This is a genomic window from Arthrobacter woluwensis (genome assembly GCF_030816155.1).
GTDB classification, from domain to species: domain Bacteria; phylum Actinomycetota; class Actinomycetes; order Actinomycetales; family Micrococcaceae; genus Arthrobacter_E; species Arthrobacter_E woluwensis_A.
This window is the reverse complement of sequence record NZ_JAUSXR010000001.1, coordinates 3,421,242-3,444,127: the sequence shown is the minus strand read 5'-3', so window position 1 is coordinate 3,444,127 and position 22,886 is coordinate 3,421,242. Positions and strand designations below refer to the sequence as shown.

General features: G+C 69.4%; 23 protein-coding genes and 1 pseudogene. 6 read left to right on the top strand and 18 right to left on the bottom strand.

Translation table 11 applies throughout. The features are described 5' to 3' along the window. Positions 1–54: 54 nt before the first annotated feature. The 3 genes from QFZ52_RS15815 to lysS all read right to left on the bottom strand — a co-directional run bounded on the left by QFZ52_RS15815 (position 55) and on the right by lysS (position 2,138). Positions 55–378: a histone-like nucleoid-structuring protein Lsr2 gene (locus QFZ52_RS15815; RefSeq protein WP_066213296.1), complete on the bottom strand. Its 324-nt coding sequence runs from the start codon at positions 376–378 to the stop codon at positions 55–57. Positions 379–487: 109 nt separating this feature from the next. Continuing rightward, a complete protein-coding gene (locus QFZ52_RS15810) occupies positions 488–679 on the bottom strand; it encodes a hypothetical protein (RefSeq protein WP_307498564.1) in 192 nt (63 codons plus the stop codon). A gap of 1 nt (position 680) precedes the next feature. Then, positions 681–2,138 (bottom strand): lysine--tRNA ligase, encoded by a 1,458-nt coding sequence (gene lysS / locus QFZ52_RS15805; RefSeq protein ID WP_307498739.1) that lies wholly within the window; start codon positions 2,136–2,138, stop codon positions 681–683. A 109-nt stretch (positions 2,139–2,247) separates the two neighbouring features. On the opposite strand from lysS, the gene QFZ52_RS15800 reads away from it, so the two are divergent. Further along, on the top strand, positions 2,248–3,144 hold the full coding sequence (locus QFZ52_RS15800) for an alpha/beta fold hydrolase (protein ID WP_307498563.1): 897 nt from the start codon (positions 2,248–2,250) through the stop codon (positions 3,142–3,144). A gap of 106 nt (positions 3,145–3,250) precedes the next feature. Then, positions 3,251–4,084 carry an alpha/beta fold hydrolase gene (locus QFZ52_RS15795; RefSeq protein WP_307498562.1) on the top strand — a complete coding sequence of 278 codons (834 nt, stop codon included), beginning with the start codon at positions 3,251–3,253 and terminating at the stop codon, positions 4,082–4,084. 96 nt (positions 4,085–4,180) lie between these two features. On the opposite strand, the gene QFZ52_RS15790 is transcribed toward QFZ52_RS15795, so the two are convergent. From QFZ52_RS15790 to dacB, 14 genes and pseudogenes are all read right to left on the bottom strand, one after another. Then, on the bottom strand, positions 4,181–5,680 hold the full coding sequence (locus QFZ52_RS15790; RefSeq protein WP_307498561.1) for an MDR family MFS transporter: 1,500 nt from the start codon (positions 5,678–5,680) through the stop codon (positions 4,181–4,183). A gap of 277 nt (positions 5,681–5,957) precedes the next feature. After that, positions 5,958–6,836 carry a pantoate--beta-alanine ligase gene (panC, locus tag QFZ52_RS15785; protein ID WP_307498560.1) on the bottom strand — a complete coding sequence of 293 codons (879 nt, stop codon included), beginning with the start codon at positions 6,834–6,836 and terminating at the stop codon, positions 5,958–5,960. A 67-nt stretch (positions 6,837–6,903) separates the two neighbouring features. Beyond that, a pseudogene (locus tag QFZ52_RS15780) lies at positions 6,904–7,877 on the bottom strand (Rossmann-like and DUF2520 domain-containing protein). Further along, a complete protein-coding gene (locus tag QFZ52_RS15775) occupies positions 7,870–8,355 on the bottom strand; it encodes a DUF3180 domain-containing protein (RefSeq protein WP_307498559.1) in 486 nt (161 codons plus the stop codon). Before QFZ52_RS15775 ends, QFZ52_RS15780 begins: the two are co-directional and overlap by 8 nt. An 11-nt stretch (positions 8,356–8,366) precedes the next feature. Beyond that, entirely contained in the window at positions 8,367–8,861 is a 495-nt protein-coding gene (folK, locus tag QFZ52_RS15770; protein ID WP_307498558.1) for a 2-amino-4-hydroxy-6-hydroxymethyldihydropteridine diphosphokinase, read from the bottom strand. Then, on the bottom strand, positions 8,858–9,247 hold the full coding sequence (gene folB, locus QFZ52_RS15765) for a dihydroneopterin aldolase (RefSeq protein ID WP_278269185.1): 390 nt from the start codon (positions 9,245–9,247) through the stop codon (positions 8,858–8,860). Before folB ends, folK begins: the two co-directional genes overlap by 4 nt. 38 nt (positions 9,248–9,285) lie before the next feature. Then, complete coding sequence (gene folP, locus QFZ52_RS15760) at positions 9,286–10,191, bottom strand: dihydropteroate synthase (protein WP_307498557.1); 906 nt, start codon at positions 10,189–10,191, stop codon at positions 9,286–9,288. Positions 10,192–10,197: 6 nt separating this feature from the next. Further along, positions 10,198–10,821 carry a GTP cyclohydrolase I FolE gene (folE, locus tag QFZ52_RS15755; RefSeq protein WP_373425689.1) on the bottom strand — a complete coding sequence of 208 codons (624 nt, stop codon included), beginning with the start codon at positions 10,819–10,821 and terminating at the stop codon, positions 10,198–10,200. Between the two features lie 22 nt (positions 10,822–10,843). Continuing rightward, positions 10,844–12,871, bottom strand: coding sequence for an ATP-dependent zinc metalloprotease FtsH (gene ftsH, locus QFZ52_RS15750; RefSeq protein ID WP_307498555.1), 2,028 nt, complete (start codon positions 12,869–12,871; stop codon positions 10,844–10,846). A gap of 176 nt (positions 12,872–13,047) precedes the next feature. Beyond that, on the bottom strand, positions 13,048–14,622 hold the full coding sequence (locus QFZ52_RS15745; protein ID WP_307498553.1) for a glycoside hydrolase family 32 protein: 1,575 nt from the start codon (positions 14,620–14,622) through the stop codon (positions 13,048–13,050). A gap of 243 nt (positions 14,623–14,865) precedes the next feature. Next, positions 14,866–15,417 carry a hypoxanthine phosphoribosyltransferase gene (gene hpt / locus QFZ52_RS15740; protein WP_066213334.1) on the bottom strand — a complete coding sequence of 184 codons (552 nt, stop codon included), beginning with the start codon at positions 15,415–15,417 and terminating at the stop codon, positions 14,866–14,868. A 17-nt stretch (positions 15,418–15,434) separates the two neighbouring features. Beyond that, positions 15,435–16,676 (bottom strand): tRNA lysidine(34) synthetase TilS, encoded by a 1,242-nt coding sequence (gene tilS / locus QFZ52_RS15735; RefSeq protein WP_307498552.1) that lies wholly within the window; start codon positions 16,674–16,676, stop codon positions 15,435–15,437. Then, positions 16,669–17,775: a zinc-dependent metalloprotease gene (locus tag QFZ52_RS15730; protein ID WP_307498551.1), complete on the bottom strand. Its 1,107-nt coding sequence runs from the start codon at positions 17,773–17,775 to the stop codon at positions 16,669–16,671. Before QFZ52_RS15730 ends, tilS begins: the two co-directional genes overlap by 8 nt. A 65-nt stretch (positions 17,776–17,840) precedes the next feature. Further along, positions 17,841–19,130, bottom strand: a complete 1,290-nt coding sequence (dacB, locus tag QFZ52_RS15725) for a D-alanyl-D-alanine carboxypeptidase/D-alanyl-D-alanine endopeptidase (protein WP_307498549.1) — start codon at positions 19,128–19,130, stop codon at positions 17,841–17,843. A 299-nt stretch (positions 19,131–19,429) separates the two neighbouring features. Here dacB and QFZ52_RS15720 point away from each other — a divergent pair, with 299 nt between their 5' ends. The 3 genes from QFZ52_RS15720 to QFZ52_RS15710 all read left to right on the top strand — a co-directional run bounded on the left by QFZ52_RS15720 (position 19,430) and on the right by QFZ52_RS15710 (position 21,254). Beyond that, positions 19,430–19,918 (top strand): inorganic diphosphatase, encoded by a 489-nt coding sequence (locus QFZ52_RS15720; RefSeq protein ID WP_208187406.1) that lies wholly within the window; start codon positions 19,430–19,432, stop codon positions 19,916–19,918. 176 nt (positions 19,919–20,094) lie between these two features. Continuing rightward, complete coding sequence (locus QFZ52_RS15715; RefSeq protein ID WP_307498548.1) at positions 20,095–20,694, top strand: hypothetical protein; 600 nt, start codon at positions 20,095–20,097, stop codon at positions 20,692–20,694. After that, positions 20,691–21,254 (top strand): hypothetical protein, encoded by a 564-nt coding sequence (locus QFZ52_RS15710; protein ID WP_307498547.1) that lies wholly within the window; start codon positions 20,691–20,693, stop codon positions 21,252–21,254. Before QFZ52_RS15715 ends, QFZ52_RS15710 begins: the two co-directional genes overlap by 4 nt. 14 nt (positions 21,255–21,268) lie before the next feature. Here the strand turns inward: QFZ52_RS15710 and QFZ52_RS15705 are convergent, their stop codons facing one another. Continuing rightward, positions 21,269–22,117 (bottom strand): HAD family hydrolase, encoded by an 849-nt coding sequence (locus QFZ52_RS15705; RefSeq protein WP_307498546.1) that lies wholly within the window; start codon positions 22,115–22,117, stop codon positions 21,269–21,271. Positions 22,118–22,324: 207 nt separating this feature from the next. Between QFZ52_RS15705 and QFZ52_RS15700 the strand changes: the two genes are divergently transcribed. After that, positions 22,325–22,834 carry a DUF3592 domain-containing protein gene (locus QFZ52_RS15700; RefSeq protein ID WP_307498545.1) on the top strand — a complete coding sequence of 170 codons (510 nt, stop codon included), beginning with the start codon at positions 22,325–22,327 and terminating at the stop codon, positions 22,832–22,834. Positions 22,835–22,886 lie beyond the last annotated feature (52 nt).

Here is a 22,886-nt window from a genome sequence, read left to right as displayed (position 1 = left end):
CCGGCCCGGGACTGGGAAGTCCGGACCGGCCGCGAAACCGTAGCTCTCCTGAAATCAGCTGTTGGCCTTGTGGTACGCCTCAATGATGTCGGCGTGCACGCGGCCGCGGGAGCTGACCTTGTAGCCGTTCTCCTGAGCCCACTTGCGGATCTGGGCGGTGTCCTGCCCCTTCGCCGCGGCGCGCTTCGGAGTGCGGGTGGTGCTGGTCACCCGACGGGCGACAGTGATGTATTCCTCAAAAGCGCCCCGGAACTTCTGAGCATTTTCAGCGGAGAGATCAATCTCATAGTTGTTTCCATCCAGCCCGAAGCGGATGGTTTCATCGGCTACGCCGCCGTCGACGTCGTCGACAAGAATGATTTTGACTCGCTGTGCCATGGAGTATGGCTCCCATCGTGTGGTGGTTTAAGCAGGTCTTACGACCCGTATTGGCTGCGCCCCCGCACTAGAGTATGTCCGAATCGTTTCACCGAGTCAATAATCCGGATTAGTCAGTACCCGAATTATTCCCGGTCCCACCGGATTCACCGTTGTTATTCTTTGCCTTGGCGTCCCACTCTTCTTCCGCCTTGGCCAGCGCCTCACGCTCGGAACGGTCCGCATTCAGCAATGCGCGGATCGCGAACCAGAACAGCAGCCCGACCACGAGGGACGGGAGAAGAACGGCGATGTATTCCATATCAGTTCGCCTCAGGCTTGAGGAGGGGGAAGAGAATCGTCTCGCGGATTCCGGCTCCCGTGAAAAGCATCACCAGGCGGTCCACACCGAGACCGATGCCGCCCATGGGCGGGGCGCCGTACTCGAGGGCACGGAGGAAGTCCTCATCCAGCTGCATGGCCTCGTCGTCGCCGGCCGCGGCCAGACGGGACTGCTCCGTCAGGCGCTCACGCTGGATGACGGGGTCGATCAATTCGGAGAACGCGGTGCCGCGTTCCATGCCGCCGATGATCAGATCCCAGGCCTCGATCAGCCGGCCGTCCTCGCGGTGCGGACGGGCCAGGGGCTGGGCCGACGGCGGGTAATCGTAGACGAAAGTCGGATTCAGCAGAGTCGGTTCCACGATCTCCCCGAAAAGCTCCACCACGAGTTTTTCCGCACCCCACGCGGGGTCGATCTTCACGCCGTGCTTTTCGGCGATAGCGCGCAGTTCTTCTTCCGTGGTGTCCGGGGTGATTTCCTGACCGACGGCGCTGGAGAGACCCGGATACACACCGAGCCACGCCCATTCACCGCCGAGGTCGATTTCACCGGCCTCCGTCTGGATCACCCGGCCGGCGCCAATTGCGTCCGCGGCGTCCAGGATGATCTCTTTCATGCGCTCCGCCATGACGAATTGATCCGCCCAGGCCTCATAGCATTCCAGAGTGGTGAATTCCGGGCTGTGCGTGGAATCGACGCCCTCATTCCGGAAGACACGTCCCATGTCATAGACACGTTCGATACCGCCGACCACGGCACGCTTCAAATACAGCTCCGTGGCGATACGCAGGGTCATCTTCTGATCGAAGGCATTGAGGTGCGTCTCGAACGGACGGGCCGAGGCGCCGCCGTGGACCAGGTTGAGGATCGGGGTCTCCACCTCCACGTAGCCGTGGCGGTTGAGCGTCTCGCGGATGGACCGCGTGATGGACGCCCGGGTGTAGACCATCTGACGCGCCTCGTCGCGGACCAGGAGGTCGACGTACCGCTGACGGACGCGGGTCTCCTCGTTCAGGCCGGCGTGCAGCACGGGCAGCGGGCGCAGGGCCTTGGAGGCCATCTGCCAGGACTCGGCCATGATCGACAGCTCACCGCGGCGGGAGGAGATGACCTCGCCCTTGATGAAGACGTGATCGCCCAGGTCCACGAGGGACTTCCACTGCGAGAGGGCTTCCTCACCGACCACGGCCAGGCTCAGCATGGCCTGGAGGCGGACGCCGTTGCCGTCCTGGAGGGTGGCGAAGCAGAGCTTTCCGGTGTTGCGCACGAACACCACGCGGCCGGTGACGCCCACGACGTCGCCGGTGGTCTCATCGGCCACCAGGTGGGCGTACTTCTCGCGGATCTCGTCCAGCGAGTGAGTGCGCTCCACCCCTACCGGGTAAGCCTCCATGCCGAGCTCGAGCAGCTTCTGGCGCTTCTCCTGGCGAACCCGCATCTGCTCGTTCGCGTCGGAGGCCTCGGAATGGGGGGTGGGGTTTTCAGCAGTCACAGTCCCCTAGTTTACGTGACGCAGAGCGTGCCCACCTGGACGCTAGCATGGGGTCGTGAAGTTCCGGAAGGTCCTGGAAGTTCCCCGCACCGAATCCATCGTCCGTGCCGGGGACGGGGCGGAGTTGGCGATGGACAGTTATGGCGAGTCGGACGCGGACCGGAGCCTCGTCGTCGTCGGCGGGGCGTTCCTCACCGCGGCGCTCTACCGTCCTTTCGCGCAGGCGTTCGTGACCGCCCTCGAATCCGAGGACGACGGCCGCAGCTGGTCCGTCCACGTGTACGACCGCCGCGGCCACGGCCAGTCCCCCGAACAGGGCCCCGAGTACGGCATGGATCTGGAGATCGCGGACCTGGAGGCCGTGCTGCGGCACACCGGGGCGAAGCACGTGCTGGGACACTCGCTGGGAGGGGCCGTGGTGCTGAACGCGGCACGGCACAGCGGCTCCGGGCTCGGCGTCTCCCGCCTCTCCGTCTACGACCCGGCCGTCAACATCGACGGCAGCACTCCCGTGGACTGGCTGCCCGCCTTCTCCCAGGCGGTGAACGACGGCGACGTCCCCCGCGCCATGGCGCGCATGCGGCGGGGCATGCTGCCGGGCACCGCCCTCTCCCGGGCGCCCGAACCGATCCTCGGCCTGCTCTTCGGAGCCGTCGGCCGGACCAAGGCGAACAGGATGTTCGCGGAACTCATGCCCGCCGCCGTCGGCGAGCTGAAAGCGGCCCTGGAAGAGGAGGCCCACGCCGAGGACTTCGCCGGCATCGCGCAGGAGTGCTGCATCTTCTACGGCGCCCGCAGCCCCGAGTACTTCAAGCAGACGGCGCGCCTCCTCCACAGCTCCGTGCCGGGTCCGCTGCGCCAGGTGCCGCGCTGCGTGCACGGCTCCGTCCCGGCCGTCGGTAAGCGGCTCGTCACCGCCCTCGCCGAGTTCCACGTGCACGGCGCGCCGTGAGGAACAGCACCGCGGACGGAAGCGGAAGCCGGCGCAGCGGGGGACGGCGGACGCCGCCGCCTGACGGGTTCATGACTCGTCCAGACTGCTCCGCTAGGCTCTTGTCATGAAGCGTGAGTTGGTGCGCACCTCTGACGGTGCCGAGCTGGAACTGAACACCTACGCCGGGGGCGAGGACGCCGCGGGGCCGGGCGTCGTCGTGGTGATCGGATCACTGGTCACCGCCGCCGATTACGCCAAATTCGCCAAGGCCCTCTCCGAGGCGCTGAAGCGGCCGATCCACGTGCTGAACCGCCGTGGCCAGGGCAAGTCGACCCCGCAGACCGACTCCTACTCGCTCGAGCAGGACGTCGAGGATCTGAAGGCCGTGCTGGACCACACCGGCACACGCGATCTCTTCGGCCACAGTTTCGGCGGGGCTCTCGTGCTGCACGCGGCCCGCAGCATCCCCGTGGATCACCTGGCCGTCTATGACCCGGCCGTCTCGATCGACGGCAGCGTCCAGGCGCCCTGGATCGGCGAGTACGAGGCCGCCCGCGCCGCCGGCGACACCGAAAAGGCCCTGGCGATCGTGATGCGAGGCCTGGAACCGCACGGCGCCCTGTCCCGCATGCCACTGCACATGCTGACGCTCGGCAACAAGCTCACCGCCACCACGGGTTTCGGCAAGGAGATGCGCGAACAGCTCCCCAACGGCGTCCGCGAGATCAAGGCCATGATCGCCGCGGACATGTCCGCCGAGCCGTTCCTGGAACTGCCGCTCGAGACGCTCATCATGGTCGGCGAGAAGAGCCCGGCGTACTTCGGGGTGGCCTGCGGCCGTCTGCACGAGGTCCTGTCCGGCTCCGCGTACAGCGTGATCCCCGGCCTCGGCCACGACGGCGTGAACCGCGCCCCCGCCCGTCTGATCGAGCCTCTCGCGGAGTTCTTCGCCGGCTGACGCCCGCTTCTGCCTGACCTGTCAAACGGACCGGCCGTGTCCCCTCAGCTTGAGGGGACACGGCCGGTCCTGCGTCACGCCTGCGGTCGGCGCCGGTCAGTGGTGACCGGCGCCTTCCGTCCTGCGCATCATGGCGGAGAGCACGACGGCGAACACCGCCACACCGGCCGCCGTCAGGAACGCGATCCGCGTGCCGTCCAACAGATCACCGTGGAGGGCGGTCCCCGCCGCGAACAGTGCCACGAGCAGCGCGGTTCCGGCCGCGCCGGCCACCTGCTGGAGCGTGCCCAGAATGGCGGAGCCGTGCGAGTACAGCTGCGGCGGCAGCGGGTTCAGGCCGTTGGTGAACGCCGGGGTGAACAGCAGCGCCAACGAGAAGTTGAGCACCGTCTGGATGACCGTGACGTACCAGATCGGCGTCGACGCGTTCATCATGGCGAACTGCCACAGGCACAGCACCATGAGGGCTGAACCGGTGACCGTCAGCGGCCGGGGTCCGATCTTGTCGTACATCCGGCCGATGAAGGGACCGGAGAGTCCCATCGCCAGGCCACCGGGCAGCATCACCAGACCGGTCACCAGGGGCTCCGCGCCCAGCACCTTCTGCAGGAACAGCGGGAGCAGGATCACGGTGCCGAACAGGGCCACCATGGCCACCACCAGGAGCAGCACGGAGACCGTGAACATCCGGTGGTTGAACGCCCGCAGGTCCAGGAGCGGTGCGCCGGTCCGCTGGAGGACCAGCTGGCGCCAGACGAACAGGCCCAGCGAGACCACGCCCACGGCCAGCGCCACGACGGCGCCGGAGCTGGGGCCCGCCTGACCACCGTGGCCGCCGCCGATCTGACTGAGGCCGTAGACCACGCCACCGAACGCCGGGATGGTCAGGAGGACCGAGAGCATGTCCAGACGCTGACGGCCCGGCTCACCCACGTTCACGAGGTACTTCGCGCCGACCAGCAGTGCCACGATGGCCACCGGCAGCACGAAGATGAACATGAAGCGCCACTCGAAGTGCTCCAGGATCAGGCCCGAGACGGTCGGGCCGAGTGCCGGCGCCACCGACATCGCGATGGTGATGTTGCCCATCACCATGCCGCGCTTGTTCATCGGGACCAGGGTCAGGATGGTGGTCATGAGCAGCGGCATCATGATGGCCGTGCCGGTGGCCTGCACCACGCGGCCCAGCAGCAGCACCCCGAAGCCCGGGGCGACCGCGGCGATCACGGTGCCCAGGGTGAACAGCCCCATCGCCAGGAAGTACGCCTGCCGTGTGCGGAGCCGTTCCAGGATGAAGCCCGTGGTCGGGATGACCACGGCCATGGTCAGCATGAAGCCGGTGGAGAGCCACTGGACCGTGCTCTCGGAGACGTCCAGCGCGGTCATGAGGCGCGGCAGGGCCACGTTCATGATGGTCTCGTTCAGGAAGACCGTGAACGTGGAGACCAGGAGGACGCTGATGATCACGACGACTTCGCGGGAGAGCTTCTCCGGCGCACCCGTCTCGGGCGCGGTCAGGGTGGCCTCGGGCGGTGAGTCGTACGCGGCGGGCGCGTCGAGCGGCCCGCCGGAGGGGTTCTTGATGTCGGAGGTCATGTCACGTCCTTGCGAGTGAATCAAAGGGGAGCGAGATGCCGCCGGACCGCCGGCGTCGGGGAACGACGGGCTGCGGGACCGGCAACGGTGGTTTCCCGGACGGAAGAGGGGACAGGACAGGCCTGGCACCAGAGCTCTTCCGAGCGGGAGGGATAGCGGAAACGGCGATCAGGGCACGGCGAAGCCGGGCCGCGGAAGCCGGCACACCGCATGGCGCACTCCGAGCATTTCCAGGGAGTCCCTGACAGAGGACTCCGGGAGGAAGGCTGGGTTTCGCCTAGGCAGAAAGCGGTGTGTTATCGATCAGACGCACAGAACTAAGTTTAGCCGCAATGATGGCCAGTGCGTCACCCCTGAACGGGGTGAATTTGCAGTTCTCCGCCAGCGGCTCGAGCGTGCGCGGGTCCACCACTTCGAAGTAATCGAGTTCGACGCCGGGCGCGGAACGCACCAGGTCGGCTGCGGACTCGAGGTCGAGGGGCTCGTGGGCGGCGGCCCGGGTCTCCAGGAGCCGCAGCGCCCGCGAGAGCACCAGAGCGGATTCGCGCTGCTCGGGCGACAGGAAGCGGTTGCGGGAGGACAGGGCCAGCCCGTCGGCGTCCCGGACGATCGGCACGGGCACGATCCGCACGTCGAAATCGAGATCGGCGACCATCTGCTGCACCAGGGCGAGCTGCTGCGCGTCCTTCTGGCCGAAGTACGCGCGGTTCACCGGCACGGGGGCGTGCGCCAGGTGCAGGAGCTTCGACACCACGGTGAGCGCGCCGTCGAAGTGCCCGGGGCGGGAGGCCCCCTCCCACTTGCCGCCGAGCGGGCCCGCCGTCACCCGGACCCCCGGCTCCCCCAGCGGATACATCTCCTCGACCTCGGGGGCGAAGACGAGCTGCACGCCGGCCTCCTCCAGCAGGGCGAGGTCGGCGTCGAGGGTGCGCGGGTAGCGCTCCAGGTCCACGGCCTCGCCGAATTGCAGCGGGTTCACGAAGATGCTGACGAGGGCGAAGTCGTTCTCCCGGGCCGCCTGACGCGCGAGCGTGGCATGACCCTGGTGCAGGGCGCCCATGGTCGGCACGAACCCGGCCGAGGAGACCCCCGACGCCGCCGCCTCCGCCAGGCGGGCACGGAGTGCGGCCTTGGTGGTGACCAGTTCGATGCTCATGAGGACCTCTTCTTCGGCCTGCTCCGGCGCAGGGCCGGATCAGGGATGTGACGTGCTGCGGGCTCCCTCAGCCCAGGACATCACCCAGCGCCGCGGCCTGGCCCGCCCGGAGGCGATCCTGGCGGACGGCGCGCTGAAGAGTGGCACGGGCCATGGAGAGATAGGAGTCCAGGATATCGTCGCCCGGGACCGCGTACTGATCCTCCCCGCGGCCCGGGGCGTTCCGGAGCAGACGGTCGCGGCCGGTCAGCGCCTCGCGGTGGGAGGCCACGGTGCCGGCGTCGCCGCGCGAGACCGGCCCGCGGTGAGCGCGGACTCCCCGGAGACGAGGGCGTTGTCCAGGGAGGCACGGAGCAGCGGACCGAGCAGGCGCTCCGGATCGGCGACGCCGATCTCCCGCAGCACCTGCGCCGCCTGGGAGGCCAGGGTGACGAGATGGTTGGAACCGTGCGCCAGGGCCGCGTGATACAGCACGCGCTGCTCCTCGGGGATGACCACGGATTCGCCGCCCATCTCGATCACGAGCGCCTGGGCGATCGGGAGCATGGCCGGGTCGGCGCTCACCCCGAAGACACAGTCCTGAAGCCGGCCGAGATCCAGGCTGAGGCCAGAGAACGCCATGGCCGGGTGGATGGCCAGCGGAATGGCGCCGGCCGCCCGGACCGGATCCAGCACGCCGACGCCGAAGCGGCCGGACGTGTGCGCCACGAGCTGTCCCGGCCGCCACGCCCCGAGCGAGGCCAGGCCCGAGACCAGCTCGCCGAGCACGTCGTCCGGGACGGCCAGGAGCACCAGGTCACTTCCGGCGACGATCTCGCCGGGTTCCAGCACCGGGACGCCCGGCAGCAGGTTCTCGGCCCGTTCCCGGCTCGCCTCGGACACCGCCGCCACCCCGGAGACCTGATGTTCCGCCGAGCGCAGGGCGGCCCCGAGCACCGCACCGACCTTCCCGGCGCCGATCACTCCGACGCGCAGGCGTCCGGCGCGCGAGCTGCCGCCACCGGCGCCGTTCGACGCCGGCCCGTTCACCGGCTCAGGCATACTCACCCTCGGTCCCCTTGTCCTTGCCACTGTCCGCGCCGCCGTCGTCCTCCGGAGGGATGCGGCAGAAGCGCTCCACGATCAACCCCACCACCAGCATGACCACCCCGCCGCCGGCCATGACGGCGGCCGTGATGACATGGTCCACGGCGCTGGAGTACTGCAGGAACTGCAGCTGCTCCAGCAGGATGCCCACATGCCAGCCGAACAGCACGGTGCCCGCGTACGCTCCGGCCTGCGCCAGGATCAGGGTCCGGGCGGCCAGGATCGGGTCGAGCTGCTTCTTGACCTTGGCGGTCTTCCAGCGGTGCACGCGCCAGCCCAGCAGGAACGTCAGCAGCGCGATCGCGAGCATGCTGAACACCGCGGCGAGCGGGAGCAGCGGCACCGGCAGACCGTACCGCTGCACGATCATCGAGACCAGGAGTCCCACCACCAGGAAGGCAAGGGCCAGCCCGGCGAGCTGGACGGGTCGCATCAGGCGCATGATCAGTACTCGTCGTACTCGTCGACGTCGGGGTAGTCGGCCGCGGCGACGGCCAGCTCACGGACCGGGGCGCCGTTCAGGGTGGCCTCGGGATCCATCGCCGCCCACGGGACCAGGACGAACGCGCGCTCGGCGGCCCGCGGGTGCGGCAGGGTCAGGACGGGATCGTCACTCTGGACGTCACTGAAGACGATCACGTCCACATCCAGCGTGCGCGGCCCCCAGCGGACCTCCCGCACCCGGTGATGCATCTGCTCCACGGCCTGGCAGTGGGCCAGGAGGTCCAGCGGTTCGAGTTCAGTGTCGACGGCCAGGACCATGTTCAGGTAGTCGGGCTGGTCCTCGGGACCGCCCACGGCCTTGGTCTGGATGACCGGCGAGATGTCCACCAGGTGCACGGCCGGGTGATTCACCAGATCGGCGACGGCGGCGGACAGGGTGCCCTGACGCTCGCCGAGGTTGCTTCCGAGGGCCAGGATGGCTCGGGCGCGGCTCATGCGGAACCTCCTTCGAGTCCGGGGAAATCGGCACGGGAACGGGACACCACGACGGCGACGTCCCCGAACGGCACCTCGATGGGCGCCTTGGGCTTGTGCACCGTGACCTCGACGGACTCCACATCGAAGCCCGCCAGGACGGCGCGGGCGATCAGGACGGCCAGCTTCTCGATGAGGTTCACGGCGGGCCCCTCGATCACGGCCGTCACGGCTTCGGCCACGAGCCCGTAGTGGGCCGTGTCCTCGACGTCGTCGGTCTCGGCCGCACGGCGGAAGTCCCGGTGCATCACGAGGTCCACCACGAACGGCTGACCCTCGCGGCGTTCGAAGTCGAAGACCCCGTGGTAGCCGGTGGCGGTGACTCCGCGGAGTTCGATCCGGTCCAGCGTGCGCACGCCGCCGGTCCCCGCCGCGCTCATGCCGCTCACGCCGCCCAGCGCGCGGCGACCTTCACCGCGTCGAGGTTCGGGCCGACGTCGTGCACGCGGACGGCCCAGGCGCCCTTCCCGGCGGAGAGGGCGGTGATGGCCAGCGTGGCGGCGTCGCGCTCCACGGGAGCGGCGGCCTTGCCGGCCGAGGTGAGCAGCTCGCCGAGGAAGCGCTTCCGGGACGCGCCCACCAGGACGCGGTGGCCCAGGTCCTGCAGACGGCCCAGGCCGCGGAGGAGTTCCCAGTTCTGCTCGCCCTGCTTGGCGAAGCCGAGGCCGGGGTCGAGGATGAGGCGCTCATCGGCGTGGCCGGCGCTCCGGAAGCGGGCGCGCAGCTCCTCGAGCTCGGCGACCACCTCGGACACGACGTCCGTGTAGTCGGCCAGGGAGTCCATGGTCCGCGAGTCGCCCCGGGAATGGGTGAGGATGTACGGCACGCGGCGGGAGGCCACGAGCTGGATCATCTCGTCACTGACCCGCTGGCCGGAGACGTCGTTGACGATGGAGGCGCCCACGTCCAGCGCGGCCGCGGCCGTGGAGGCGTTGACGGTGTCGATGCTGACGAGGGCCCCGGCTTTCACGAGCGTCGCGACCACGGGGAGCACGCGGCGCTGCTCCTCCTCAGGGCTCACGGCTTCCGCACCCGGACGGGTGGATTCGCCCCCGACGTCCAGGATGTCGGCTCCGCCGTAGAACATGCGGAGCCCGTACGCGATCGCGGAGTCCGCGTTCGTGTGCTGGCCCCCGTCACTGAAGGAATCCGGCGTCACATTCAGCACACCCATGACCAGCGTGCGGTCCTGGGGGAGGTCTTCGAATCGGGCTGCTGCTTTGGCTTTCCGGATCACGGGCAAAGGATTGGTGGCCGGGCCGGTTCCCGGTGCTGCGGCAAGCGAGTCCATAGGGTATTACCTTCCGAGTATCAGGCTCATGGCTTCAGCTCGTGTGGCTGGGTCGTGCAGCTGCCCGCGGACCGCGCTGGTGACGGTCTTGGCGCCGGGCTTGCGGATGCCCCGCATCGACATGCACATGTGTTCGCATTCCACGACGGCGATGGCGCCGCGCGGCTTGAGGTGGGTCACGAGGGCTTCCACGATCTGCGTGGTGAGCCGTTCCTGCACCTGCGGCCTGCGGGCGATGATGTCCACGAGGCGCGCCAGCTTGCTCAGCCCCGTCACCATGCCGTCGTGCGAGGGGATGTACCCCACATGCGCGACGCCGTGGAACGGGACCAGGTGGTGCTCACAGGTCGAGTAGAACGGGATGTCCTTGACCAGCACGAGTTCCTCGTGGTCCATGTCGAACATGGTCTGGAGGACCGATCCCGGGTCCTGGTGGATGCCCGAGAACATCTCGGCGTAGGCACGCGCCACCCGGGCGGGGGTGTCGGCCAGGCCGGAGCGGTCCGGGTCCTCCCCCACGGCGATCAGGATCTCCCGGACCGCCGCCTCGATGCGCGGCAGGTCCATGGGGCTGTCCGCTGAGGCGGCGCCCGAGGCAGTGCTGGGGACGTCGTCGTCGATGTGAGTCACCTAAGCATCCTAGCCGTCCGGCTCAGAGACCCTGCGGGCCTTCGGGCTGTCCGTCATCTTCGATCACATGCGGTGCGGAGTCCGACTCGGCCGAGGCCGGGACCTGCTGAGCGGCCAGCTGGGCCTTTTCGCGGCTGGACTGCACCGGCGCGATGTGCTGCACCGGGCGGGACTCCTTGGAGAGCCAGATCGGACGCTGGACGGGCTTGCGCACGCCTGCCGTCAGACGCTCCACATCGGCCTGGTTGATGGTCTCCTTCTCGAGGAGCTCCAGCGCCATGGCGTCCAGGATGTCCCGGTTCTCGGTCAGCACGGAGTACGCCTCGTCATGGGCGTCGTCCAGGAGCCGGCGCACCTCTTCGTCGACCAGAGCCGCGAGTTCGTTGGAGATGGTGACTCCGCTGTCATCGCCGCCGCGGCCGGCGCCCATGACGTTGGAGACGCCGCCGGCGACCTTGATGGCGCCGACCTTCTCGCTCATGCCGAGCTCGGTGACCATGCGGCGGGCCGTGGTGGTGGCCTGCTCGATGTCGTTGGAGGCGCCCGTGGTGGGGTCGTGGAACACGATCTCCTCGGCCACGCGGCCGCCCATGGCCCAGGCCATGCGGTCCAGGAGTTCGTTGCGGGTGTAGCCCTGCGGATCGTCGTCCGGCACCACCAGGGTGTAGCCGCCGGCGCGGCCGCGCGGCAGGATGGTCACCTTGGTGACGGGCGGGGCGTTGTGCAGGGCCGCCGCCACCAGGGCGTGGCCGCCCTCGTGGTACGCGGTGATCTTGCGGTCATGTTCCTTCTGCGTGCGGCTGCGGCGCTGCGGGCCGCCCATCACGCGGTCCACGCCCTCGTCCAGGGCACGGTCGTCGATCAGGTCCGCGTTGGAGCGGGCCGTGAGCAGCGCGGCCTCGTTCAGCACGTTGGCCAGGTCGGCGCCGGTGTAGCCCGGGGTCTTCTTGGCGACGGCGTTGAGGTCGACGCCGGGCGCCAACGGCTTGCCCTTGGCGTGCACCTTGAGGATGTCCTCGCGACCCTTGCGGTCCGGGGCGTCCACCGGGACCTGGCGGTCGAAGCGGCCGGGACGCAGCAGGGCGGGGTCCAGGATGTCGGGGCGGTTGGTCGCCGCGATCATGATGACGTTGGTCTTGGCGTCGAAGCCGTCCATCTCCACGAGCATCTGGTTGAGGGTCTGCTCGCGCTCGTCATTGCCGCCGCCGATGCCGACGCCGCGGTGACGGCCGACGGCGTCGATCTCATCCACGAAGATGATGGCCGGGCTGTTGGCCTTGGCCTGCTCGAACAGGTCACGGACACGCGAGGCGCCCACGCCGACGAACATCTCGACGAAGTCCGAGCCCGAGATGGAGAAGAAGGGGACCCCGGCCTCGCCGGCGACGGCGCGGGCCAGCAGGGTCTTGCCGGTGCCGGGAGGGCCGTAGAGCAGCACGCCCTTCGGGATCTTGGCGCCGAGGGCCTGGAACTTGCCGGGCTCGCGCAGGAACTCCTTGATCTCGTGGAGCTCCTCCACCGCCTCATCGGCGCCGGCGACGTCCGCGAAGGTCACCTGCGGCATGTCCTTGCTGAGCATCTTGGCCCGGGACTTGCCGAACTGCATGACCTTGGAGCCGCCGCCCTGCATCCGGGACATGAGGAACCAGAAGAGGAGGACGAGCAGCAGCACGGGCAGCAGCAGGGACAGCAGACCGGAGAACCAGTTGCTCTCGACCGGCTGGTCCTGGAAGCCCTTGGACGGCTTGGCGTCGTTCACCGCGGTGACGACGTCCTTGGCGCGGGCGTCCACGTACTTGAAGTAGACGTCCTTGCCCTTATCCTGGCCGTCGACGCTGAGGGAGTCCTTGAGGGTGAGGCTCACCCGGTTCTCGCCGTCGATGATCTTGGCCTGGTCCACCTTGCCCGACTGCGACAGCAGCTCGAGACCCTTGTTGGTGTCGATCTGCGCGGGTCCACCCGGCGCGAAGGTGGCGAAGGCGAGGAGCATGATGGCCACCGCGACGACGATCCAGATCCAGGGACCCTTGGCGATATTTTTGAGTTTCATCTACCGGGGCGTGTGCCCCATCCCTCCTGCGAATGCTTGGCCCGAGCACGGCGCTGGACCCACTTCTCTGGAATCTAGCTTTACACCGTCTCCACCATCAGACGCACATCGGATGCGAAAAGTTCCCTCAGGGCGAAAGTGGGGCGCCTGCGGGTGCCGTCGGGCGGTACCGTCCGTCAGCTCAGGCGGTCGACCTCCAGCGACTCCAGGACCGCGCCCGCGCCGCCCACGAGCGAGGCGCCGACCTGGTCGGACTCGCGGAACACCAGATCCGTCAGGGCCACGAGGCCGTCCTGGGCGAAGATCTCCACCGAGCAGCGGTCCAGGATGAGGTCGAGCCGCAGAACCCCGTCGCGCAGCGCAACGGGTACCCGTTCCACCGACGCGAACTTCTCGTGGAAGGCGACGTCGCCGCTGTTCCGGCGGTCCAGGCTCAGCACCCCGTCCTCCGGCGAGTAGCGGACGACGGCGGCCCGCTCGCCGTCGTCGAACAGCCGGAGGGTGAGCGGGGCGGTGCCCGGCCGGACCGCCAGGCGGATGCGCTGCGCCGCGTCGTCGGGGAAGTCCGCCAACGCGAAGGGTTCGCCCGGTTCGAGAGCGACGTCGCGGGCCTCCTGAACACGCCGCCCCGCACCGGGCTCGGGAAGGACCGGCCGCTGAGCGAGCCGCAGGCCGTCCGGCGTGGACACCAGGGTGGCCCGCCGGGCGAGCGTCATTCCGGAGCGCCACGGGTCCGTGGGCGTCTGGACGGCGTAGTCCCAGTTGCTCATCCACCCGATCAGCACACGGCCCTCACCGGGAGCGCTGTCGAAGGAGACGGTCGCGTAGCAGTCGCGACCGTGGTCCAGCCAGAGGCAGTCCGCGAGGAGTCGCGCCGGGGACGCGTCCGAGGCGGGGCCGTCCGCATCCACAGGGCCCGCGGCCAGGAGCGAGCCGGGATCCGGGGTGAAACGCACGCCGTCGAAGTCGCCCACGAAGTACTGGCCGCCGGAGCCTCCCGCCACGCCACCGGGGTTCAGGTTCACGAGGAGGACCCACTTCTCCCGGCCCGGCCGCTCGGGATCCGGCAGCGGGAAGAGGTCGGGGCACTCCCAGACGCCGCCGATGGCGTTGGCCGGGCCGAAGTCGCTCAGGAACTCCCAGTCCCGCAGGTTGTCCGAACGATAGAGGACCACTTTCCTCTCGAGCGCCTCGACGGCCACGAGGAGCCAGAAGTCACCGGCGGGATCCTGGCAGCGGATGACCTTGGGGTCCCGGAAGTCGCTGGAAGCCCGGTCCAGTACGGGGTTGCCGGCGAACTTGATCCAGGTGAAGCCGCCGTCGAGGCTGTAGGCCAACGACTGCGCCTGCCGCCCGGCCAGCGGGTGGGGCGCCTCGTAGGCGCTCGTGTAGATCGCGACCAGGGGCGGTCGCTCAGCGGTGCCGAGGCCGCTCGTGTTCCGCGCGTCGAACACGGCGCTGCCGGAGAAGATGGCCTCCCCGTCCTCGCACGGAATGGCGACGTCGTGCTCCTCCCAGTGCACCAGATCGACGGACGTGGCGTGGCCCCAGGACATGTTGCCCCAGACGTTCCCGAACGGGTTGTTCTGGTAGTAGAGGTGGTAGAGCCCATGGTGGAAGATCAGGCCGTTGGGGTCGTTGAGCCAGGTCTTCTCCGCCGTGTAGTGCAGGACGGGACGGCGGTCGGGAGTCTCCGGCCTCACACGTGTTAGGTCCAGGGTGTCGAGAGAGGCGCAAGGGTTGTGGGGCATGGAGACATTAAACGGCATCCGGCTCTGGAACGGTAGCCGGGCAGGTCCGCGCCTTCCGGTGCCCGACCATCGTTCCGGTGCGGCAATTGCGGCACCGGAACTAAATTCGGGCACCGGAATCGGCGAGCAGCGCCTCACCTGGCCTCGGGCCTCGCCAAGCCCCGGGCAGCACGGAACCCCGCCCGGAACACCACCTGCTGAGTCAGCACGGGCGGCGTCCGGACGGGGTTCCGGAAGGGGTGTCTACTCGTAGACGTGCGGGGCCAGGCTGCCCACGAAGTCCAGGTTGCGGTACTTCTCGGCGTAGTCGAGGCCGTAGCCCACCACGAACTCGTTGGGGATGTCCTTGCCGACGTACTTGACGTCGATCTCGACCTTGGCGGCATCCGGCTTACGCAGCATGGTGCAGATCTCCACGCTCGCGGGGCCGCGGGATTCCAGGTTGGCCTTGAGCCAGGAGAGGGTCAGACCGGAGTCGATGATGTCCTCGACGATCAGGACGTGCTTGCCCAGCAGGTCCGTCTCGAGGTCCTTGATGATGCGGACGACGCCGGAGGACTGTGTGCCGGAGCCGTAGGACGACACGGCCATCCAGTCCATGGTCACGTGGCTGTGCAGTGCCCTCGCCAGGTCCGCCATGACCATGACGGCGCCCTTCAGCACGCCCACGATCAGCAGATCGCGGCCTTCGTAATCCTTGTCGATCTGAGCGGCGAGTTCCGTGATGCGCTGCTGGATCTCCTCCTTGGTCAGAAGAATTTCCTTGAGATCTGCCTGGACGTCCTGCGAATCCACCCTGACTCCTGTTGTGTCTAGCCTTGGCCTGTCAGTCCCGCGTCTGCCGCGCGACCCCCGGTACTCCTGAGCACCAGTTTCCCATACTCCCCGCTGCCCCTGCGCGCCCCTTTGGGCCTCGGCAGGCGATGCACGCTCACCTTGCCCGGCAACTGGACAGGACCCGCACTCCCCTGCCGTTTCAGGAGCGCGACGGCGGCCTGGAGCCTCTCGTAGCTCGGCGAGCCGCCCAGCGCGGTCACCGCGAGTGCGACGACTCTCACACGCAGCGCCTCCGGAAGGTCACGGAGCCCCTGCTCGGGAAGCTCGATGACGCCGTCCTCACGGGTCACGGCGAGTGCGGCGAAGTGCCGTTCGGACTCGGCGTCCAGGAAGGCGGCGTCGGCCGCGAGGATGTGAGCCGAGCGGTGCAACGAGGCGGCGACACCGGGGCCGAGCTGCTGTTCCAGGAACGGCATCACCACGGTCCGCACGCGGGACCGGGCGAAGGCGGGATCGGCGTTGCTCGGGTCCTGCCAGGGCTCCAGCCCCTCCGCCTCACACACGGCTTCCGTGTCCTCACGGCGCAGGTCCAGGAACGGCCTCAGGTAAGCACCGTCAGGGAAGTCCCGCCGGCGGGGGATGCCTGACAGCGCGCGAGTCCCGGAACCGCGGGCGAGGGCGAGGAGGACCTGTTCGGCCTGGTCGTCCAGGGTGTGGCCGAGCAGGACCGCCTGGGCTCCGGCGTCGCGGGCGGCCGCCTCCAGGGCCGCGTGCCGCACGATCCGGGCGGACGCCTCCGGACCGTCACCCGTGTCGGGGACCGTCACGGTGACCACCTGGACCGGGTCCAGTCCGAGGTCCCGGGCCTGTTCCGCGGCTCGTCGGGCAACCTCCGCGGAGCCCTCCTGCAGCTGGTGATCCACCACCACGGCACCGGCCTCGAACATGCCGCCCCGGGCATAGAACGCGGTGGTGGCGGCCAGGGCCAAGGAATCCGGGCCTCCGCTCAGAGCCACGAGCACTCTCAACGGACCTTCACCCGACGAATTCAGCGCCCGCTCACCGCGAGCCATATTCCGAGGCAGGTATCCTTCGTCCTCGAGCGCCTGGCGCAGGTGCAGCCGCGCCGTGCCCAGGACCGGGGCGAGCCTCCCCTTGCTGCGGCGTCCGCGGGGCCGCCCGTCGGGGCCGGGTGCGGGATCGGCGGCGTCCACTGAGCCGGGCACCGCGGGTGTCACGCCGTCCGCGGAAGCCCCCGGAACGTCCGCCTCAGACACCGCCGGCGAGCCCCATACGCACGAGCCAGGTGTCGGCGTCGTGGATCTCGGCCTCGGTGGGGAGGTTCTCGGGACGTTCCCAGACCTTGTTGAAGCCCTCCATCCCGACGCTGTCCACCACGGCGCGGACGAAGCGCGCGCCGTCCGTGTACTGCCGCATCTTGGCGTCCAGCCCGAGCAGGCGCCGGAAGAACTTCTCCACCACGCCGCGGTCCTTGCCGCGCGCGCTGAACCGCTGCCGGATGGTGCGGACACTGGGCACGACGTCGGCGTCCACCGCGTCCATGACCACGTTCGCGTGCCCTTCGAGCAGGCTCATGATGCCGGTGAGCCGCGACATGATCGCCTTCTCCTCCGGGCCCTGCAGCAGATCCGTGATGGAACCCTTGGGAGCGTCCGGGTCCTGGCGTTCCTCCTTCAGGGACACGACGGCGCGGGAGGCCCGTTCGAGGAAGGAGCCGGCGTTGTCCACCAGGGAGCCGCTCAGCTGCCCGATCTGCTCCATCATGAAGCCGGCGAGCCAGGGGGCCGCGGCGAACTGCACGCGGTGGGTCTGTTCGTGCAGGCAGACCCAGAGCCGGAAGTCGTCCGGGTCCACGCCGAGCTGCCGCTCGATCTCCACGATGTTCGGAGCGACCAGGAGAAGACGCCCCGCCTGGCCCTCGCCCTGGTTCAGGTGGGCGGAGAACGGCTCGTACTGGCCGAGCACCTTGCTGGAGAGGAAGGCCAGCACCGAGCCCATCTGCGCGCCGGTGATCGCCCCGCCCACCTTGGCGCTGCCCGAGGTCATGTCCTTGGCCAGGCGTTCCCGGAAGGCGTGGAGGGCGGGCGTCATCATGGCAGCGAAACCCTGGGTGTTCGCCTTCGCCCAGCCGGCCCGGTCCACCACGAGGACCTGGGAGTCCCGCAGGTCACGGGCGGCTTCCAGGCCGGTGATCCGGTGCACATGCTCCACCGAGGCGTCAGCCTTGGCCCGGATGTCCTGCACCGCGGCCGCGATCTCTGCCGGGCGCAATCGGGGTCCCGCCGGGGCGAGCCGTGCCGCGGTGGCCGCGGCCAGATTCCAGTCGATGAGTGCTGGTGTGGACTGAGAGCTCATGTCACCATCCTGCCCTACCGGGCTGACAGTTCACCGGGCTTTCGGTCCGGATGTGGCGGAGCGTCTCAACGGCAGCCGCAGCCGGCGAGCACCGTCGCCGAATCGTCGAGGGCGGCCTTGTTGCCTGCCGCGCCCGGCGTGAGGCCGTTCCCGATGAAGGAGAAGACCAGGAGCCGTCCGTCCGCGTCCACCACATAGCCCGAAAGACTGAGCACGGTGTTGAGCGTGCCGGTCTTCGCGCGGACCAGGCCCGCACCGCCCTTGCTGGAGGCGTCTCCGTAGCGGGCGTTGAGCGTTCCGCTGAGCCCCGCCACCGGGAAGCCGTCCAGCGCGGCCCGCAGCGCGGCGTTGGACCCGGTGGTCATGAGCCGGATCAGCGCGGCGAACTGGGCGGGGCTGACCCGGTTGGCCGCCGAGAGACCGCTCAGGTCGGCGATCACCATGCCCCGGGTGTCCAGTCCGAGCTGGTCGAGTTCGCTCCGGACGGCTGCGATGGCGCCGGCATAGCTTCCGGGCCGGCCGGACTTCACAGCGACCATCCGGCCCAGGACATCGGTCAGGAAGTTGTCCGAGTGCTGGAGCATCCAGGACACCTGTTCGGTGACCGTGGCGGAGTCCACGCCGGCCAGGACGTCGCCCGGCCCGGCCTTGCCGCCGGCCACGAAGGTCAGAGGGCTCCCGCCGGTCGCGCCCGCCGTGGTGAGCGCGGCCAGGAACGCCTTGACCACGGTGGCCGTCTGATCCTGCGGACGGGGTCCGGTGAGCACGTCGGGGTCCGTGCGCGCGGAGTTCAGCGCCATCGGCGCGACGGGCGCGGTCTCCCCCGCGGCGACGTCACCCGGGTCGACGGCCGGGTTCAGTGCCGGACCGCTGAACAGCCCGGCGTCCCCCGCGACCGTCACCTTGCCCTTCACCCCGGCGGTCCGCAGCTGCGCGACCGTGCGGGCGGCGAGCGTCGCCAGCCCGGCGTGCCCCATCACCTCGTCCGGCTGCGAGGCGCCCGCGGTGAGCAGGACGTCTCCCCCGCCCCGGATCGCCAGGGAGGACGGACCCGTGCGGATGACCTCGGTCGTGAAGCGGCTGTCCGGGCCGAGCGACTGGAGCGCCGCGGCGGCGGTCAGCAGCTTCATATTGGAGGCCGGAGTGCGTGCGTCGTCAGCGGTGCGCGAGTACAGGACCGCTCCCGACGCCGCGTCCACGACCTGGGCGGCGAAGCTTCCGTCGCCGTCGGGCACCAGGGTCTTGCCGAGCAGCGCGGACAGCGCCGACGGAGACGGTTGCGGGGCCCTGGAACGCAGGCCGCCGCTCTGCAGGGCCGGTGCGGAGGGCGGCAGCTGCCACGGCGGGGTGCTCACGGCGGGCCCGGGGCGAGGCGGAGAACGAGGCCCCGGACCAGCGGATCCCCAGGGGGACGATCAGGGCCAGCAGCACCAGGACCAGGAGTGCCGAACCCGCGGCGCGCGCCACCCTACTCATGTGCGTGAATCCCCTGTCACCGTCCCGGCCCGGCGGCGTCATCGGCCTGCTGCGGGCTGCCCGGCCGGGGAAAATCCCAGGCCGTGGCTATATCCTCAATAGTAGTCGGCGGCAGGGTCACCAGCCTGCCGCTCAGTACCTCACGCCGCGAGGCGGCACGACAAGCTACGGAGTTCCCATGAAGCACGACGTCACGATCGAGATCCCGCGCGGCTCCCGCGTCAAGTACGAAGTGGACCACGAGACCGGCCGCGTCCGCCTGGACCGCGTCCTCTTCACCTCGATGCAGTACCCCACCCACTACGGTTTCTTCGACGACACCCTGGGTGAGGACGGCGACCCGCTGGACGCCCTGGTGTTCTACCCGGATGTGGACCTGTTCCCCGGCATCGTCATGGAAGCCCGCCCGATCGCCATCTTCAACATGGAGGACGAGGCCGGCGGCGACGCCAAGGTCGTCTGCGTGCCGGCCGACAAGCGCTTCGACCACCTGCAGGAGATCGGCGATCTGGACGAATTCCTGATCAAGGAGATCGAGCACTTCTTCACCCGTTACAAGGACCTCGAGCCGGGCAAGTGGGTCAAGGCCGCCGGCTGGTCGGACCGCGCCGCCGCCGAGGCCGAGCTCCAGGCCTCCATCGAGCGTTTCCAGGCCCAGGGCCACTGATCCCCGCCGGGGCACGCCCCGGACGCACGACGACGGCGACCCGCCGCGCGACTGTCACTGACGGTCCGCGGCGGGTCGCCGTCGTCGTGGGGAAACACCCGCCGGAACCCAGCCATTACAGTTGCAGGGAGGCCGGGAACGCGGCCCGGACCTGGGACCGTCGGAGGGACGAACGGATGAGCGGGAACACCGCGGAGCGCACCGGCTTCGTCGATGCCGTCACGGGACGGCCCGTGCTGCGGCACCCCCGGACCGGACAGCTCTACGTCGCCAAGAAGGGGTGGCCGCACTTCTGGGGCCGGACCCTGGACGCGGTGGCGGTGCTGGTGGTCGCCGGGTCGCTGATCGCGGTCTTCAACGCCCTGGTCCAGAGTTACGCGCTGGGATCCCTGTCGATCACGTTCCAGACGAGTTTCTGGGCCTACGCCGGAGTCGCCGCGGCGATCTGGTTCCTGGTGGTCTTCCTATACGGGATGATCTGCGGCCGGGTCGGCGGTCTGGGCGACCTCGCGGCCGGCATGCGAGGGGTCCGGATCAGCGACGGCTCGCGCGCGGGCGCCTGGCTGGGCGGCTGGCGGGCGCTGTGCTGGTCGTTCGCGCCGCTGTGGGTCGCGCTCCTGATCCTGTCCCTCTTCGAAGGTCACACCAGCGGCGGCGACGGCTACACGGCGAAGTTCACCGCCGTCGACCTCCGCTCCGGGCTGGCGCTCGCCATGCCGCCCGTCCCCGACCCGGCCGCGGATCCCACGACCGTCCCCGGAGGTTTCCGCTCATGAACAGTTACGCCGTCTGCTTCCGTGCCGCCCGGATGACCCCGGACGCGACCGACGCGCTGCAAGCCCTCGGGGCCCGGAAGACCGAAGCGTCACCGACCTGGTGGCTGACCACGCAGAACGCCGACGACGCCGTGCGCGCGGCTCTGCTGGCGCCCCGCCATCCGGGACTGCTCGCCGCGGTCGGGGCGGCCCACGGCGTGGACGACACCTCGGCGCGCTTCGCCCGGGACCTGGCCACGGGCGCCATGGTGGCGCTGGAGAAGGGGCAGGTTCGTTATGCCGTGGCGGTCGCCGGTGAATCACCGGACGCCGCGCTGGACGCGGAGGGCGCCCTGCGGCTCGTCGCCCGGACCGTGGCGGCCCGTTCCGAAGCCGAGTGGCGCGTGGTGGACCTGCTCACACCCGGCGTCCGCGGCCAGTACAAGACCGTGGCCTCGGCGCTCGGGATCACGACCCAGGCGGTCAGCAAAGCCCTGGGCCGGACGGGGTGGCACGAGGAGCTCCTCGGGCGCGGACTGGCGACCCGGCTGCTCCGGGGAGCGGCCGGTGCCGGCGACTGAGGCGGACCCGGCCCCTACGCGAGGAGGGAACGCAGGACGCGTGCCGCGCCGTCGTCGTCCACGGAGGCCGTGATCTCGTCCGCCACGGCCCGGACCTCGTCGGGGGCCTGGCCCATGGCGACGCCGCGGGCGGCCCAGGCGAGCATCTCGACGTCGTTGCGGCCGTCGCCCATGGCGAGCGTGCGCGTGGCATCCCATCCGAGGGAATCCCGGAGCCGTTCGAGGGCGCTGGCCTTGGTGACGCCGGCCGCGGCGATGTCCAGCCACGCCGTCCAGCCGACCGAGTAGGTGACGCCGCTCAGACCGATGCCGACGATCGCCTCGGTGAAGTCCTCGGAGGTGTTCTCGGAGCTGAAGACCACCACGCGCACGGCTTCCGCCTCCAGCATTTCGTGGAAGTCGACCGCGGTGGCCTCGACGCCGAAGCTCGCGTCCTGGAAGCGTTCGGTGGAGAGGAAACGGCCCTCGGAATCCTCCAGGGCGTACTTCGCGACGGGCAGGCGCTTGCGGAGCGCGGTGAGGGCCGGAGCGGGGTCGAAGGTCTCGCGGTGGATGACTTCGTAGCCATCGGCCAGGGTGGGGTCGAGGCGGAGCGTGACGCCGCCGTTGCAGCACACCACATAGCCTTCGGTGAGGCCGATGAGCTCGACGATCGGAAGGGTGGCGTTCAGGGAACGGCCGGTCGCGATGATCACCTGGTGACCTGCGGCGACGACGGCCTGAGCGGCTTCACGGACGCCGGGCGACATGTGGCCGTCGTGGTCCACGAGGGTGCCGTCGACGTCCAGGGCGATGAGGTGGGCGGTGGGATTCTGCTGCTGATCTTCGATGTCAGCGACTGCATGTTCAGTCAAAATGGTCATGATTCAGTGAAGCACTCCGCGGCGCGCCGGGCCAAGGAGCCAGGTCACAGCGTGGCGTGAATTCAGTGTGAACAGCCGGGCGCGGAGGTTAATACTCACAGCCTTGCGCACAGTGTGGATGTTCGCCTGGGTGGGCGGCGGTCCGGGCTCCACGTACAGTACAGACCGGTGGGCACACGGCCCGCGGACAGGGGGCGAGAGGGCGCGATGCCGAGGAAACGGCCGGCCGCAGCGACGGCGGAGAAGGGTCTGTGGCCAAGGGTCAAGGGCTGGTTCTACACCGCTCTTATGATCGCGATCCTGCTGGTCGGGCCCGCGTTCGCCGTGGCCGGCTTCGTGATGGTCGCCCACGACGACGACCTCCTCGCCCACGGGGCCCGGACGCCCGGCGTCGTGGTCAGGGTGGAGGACGGCCAGAAGGCGAGCAATCGCCAGATCACCGTGTCCTACTCCGATGACGCAGGCGAACCGCTGACCGTCCGGGCCCTCATCCCCACCGAACTCCATCCGGCAGAAGGCGACCCGGTGACCGTGGTGCACGAACCCGGCAACCCGTCCCGCGCCGTCGTGGAGGGGTACGAGACCTGGGGGATCTTCTTCCGAGGCGTGGGTCTGTTCGTGACGTTCCTGCTGCTGATCCCGGTGGTGCTGGTGTTCCTGGTGAAGGGGATCCGGCGGCTCCGGGGGCGTGGGCGTGGCCGGAAAGCGACCGCCTGAGGCCCACGCTCGGACCACCCACGGTTTATTGGATCACCCCTGGAAATTTCCG

Coding starts and splice junctions, on each gene's coding strand:
- QFZ52_RS15815 (WP_066213296.1), bottom strand. CDS start 378: ATGGCACAGCGAGTCAAAATCATTCTTGTCGACGACGTCGACGGCGGC.
- QFZ52_RS15810 (WP_307498564.1), bottom strand. CDS start 679: ATGGAATACATCGCCGTTCTTCTCCCGTCCCTCGTGGTCGGGCTGCTG.
- lysS (WP_307498739.1), bottom strand. CDS start 2,138: ATGCGGGTTCGCCAGGAGAAGCGCCAGAAGCTGCTCGAGCTCGGCATG.
- QFZ52_RS15795 (WP_307498562.1), top strand. CDS start 3,251: ATGAAGCGTGAGTTGGTGCGCACCTCTGACGGTGCCGAGCTGGAACTG.
- QFZ52_RS15790 (WP_307498561.1), bottom strand. CDS start 5,680: ATGACCTCCGACATCAAGAACCCCTCCGGCGGGCCGCTCGACGCGCCC.
- panC (WP_307498560.1), bottom strand. CDS start 6,836: ATGAGCATCGAACTGGTCACCACCAAGGCCGCACTCCGTGCCCGCCTG.
- QFZ52_RS15775 (WP_307498559.1), bottom strand. CDS start 8,355: ATGCGACCCGTCCAGCTCGCCGGGCTGGCCCTTGCCTTCCTGGTGGTG.
- folK (WP_307498558.1), bottom strand. CDS start 8,861: ATGAGCCGCGCCCGAGCCATCCTGGCCCTCGGAAGCAACCTCGGCGAG.
- folP (WP_307498557.1), bottom strand. CDS start 10,191: ATGGACTCGCTTGCCGCAGCACCGGGAACCGGCCCGGCCACCAATCCT.
- ftsH (WP_307498555.1), bottom strand. CDS start 12,871: ATGAAACTCAAAAATATCGCCAAGGGTCCCTGGATCTGGATCGTCGTC.
- QFZ52_RS15745 (WP_307498553.1), bottom strand. CDS start 14,622: ATGCCCCACAACCCTTGCGCCTCTCTCGACACCCTGGACCTAACACGT.
- QFZ52_RS15730 (WP_307498551.1), bottom strand. CDS start 17,775: ATGAGCTCTCAGTCCACACCAGCACTCATCGACTGGAATCTGGCCGCG.
- QFZ52_RS15720 (WP_208187406.1), top strand. CDS start 19,430: ATGAAGCACGACGTCACGATCGAGATCCCGCGCGGCTCCCGCGTCAAG.
- QFZ52_RS15715 (WP_307498548.1), top strand. CDS start 20,095: ATGAGCGGGAACACCGCGGAGCGCACCGGCTTCGTCGATGCCGTCACG.
- QFZ52_RS15710 (WP_307498547.1), top strand. CDS start 20,691: ATGAACAGTTACGCCGTCTGCTTCCGTGCCGCCCGGATGACCCCGGAC.
- QFZ52_RS15705 (WP_307498546.1), bottom strand. CDS start 22,117: ATGACCATTTTGACTGAACATGCAGTCGCTGACATCGAAGATCAGCAG.
- QFZ52_RS15700 (WP_307498545.1), top strand. CDS start 22,325: ATGCCGAGGAAACGGCCGGCCGCAGCGACGGCGGAGAAGGGTCTGTGG.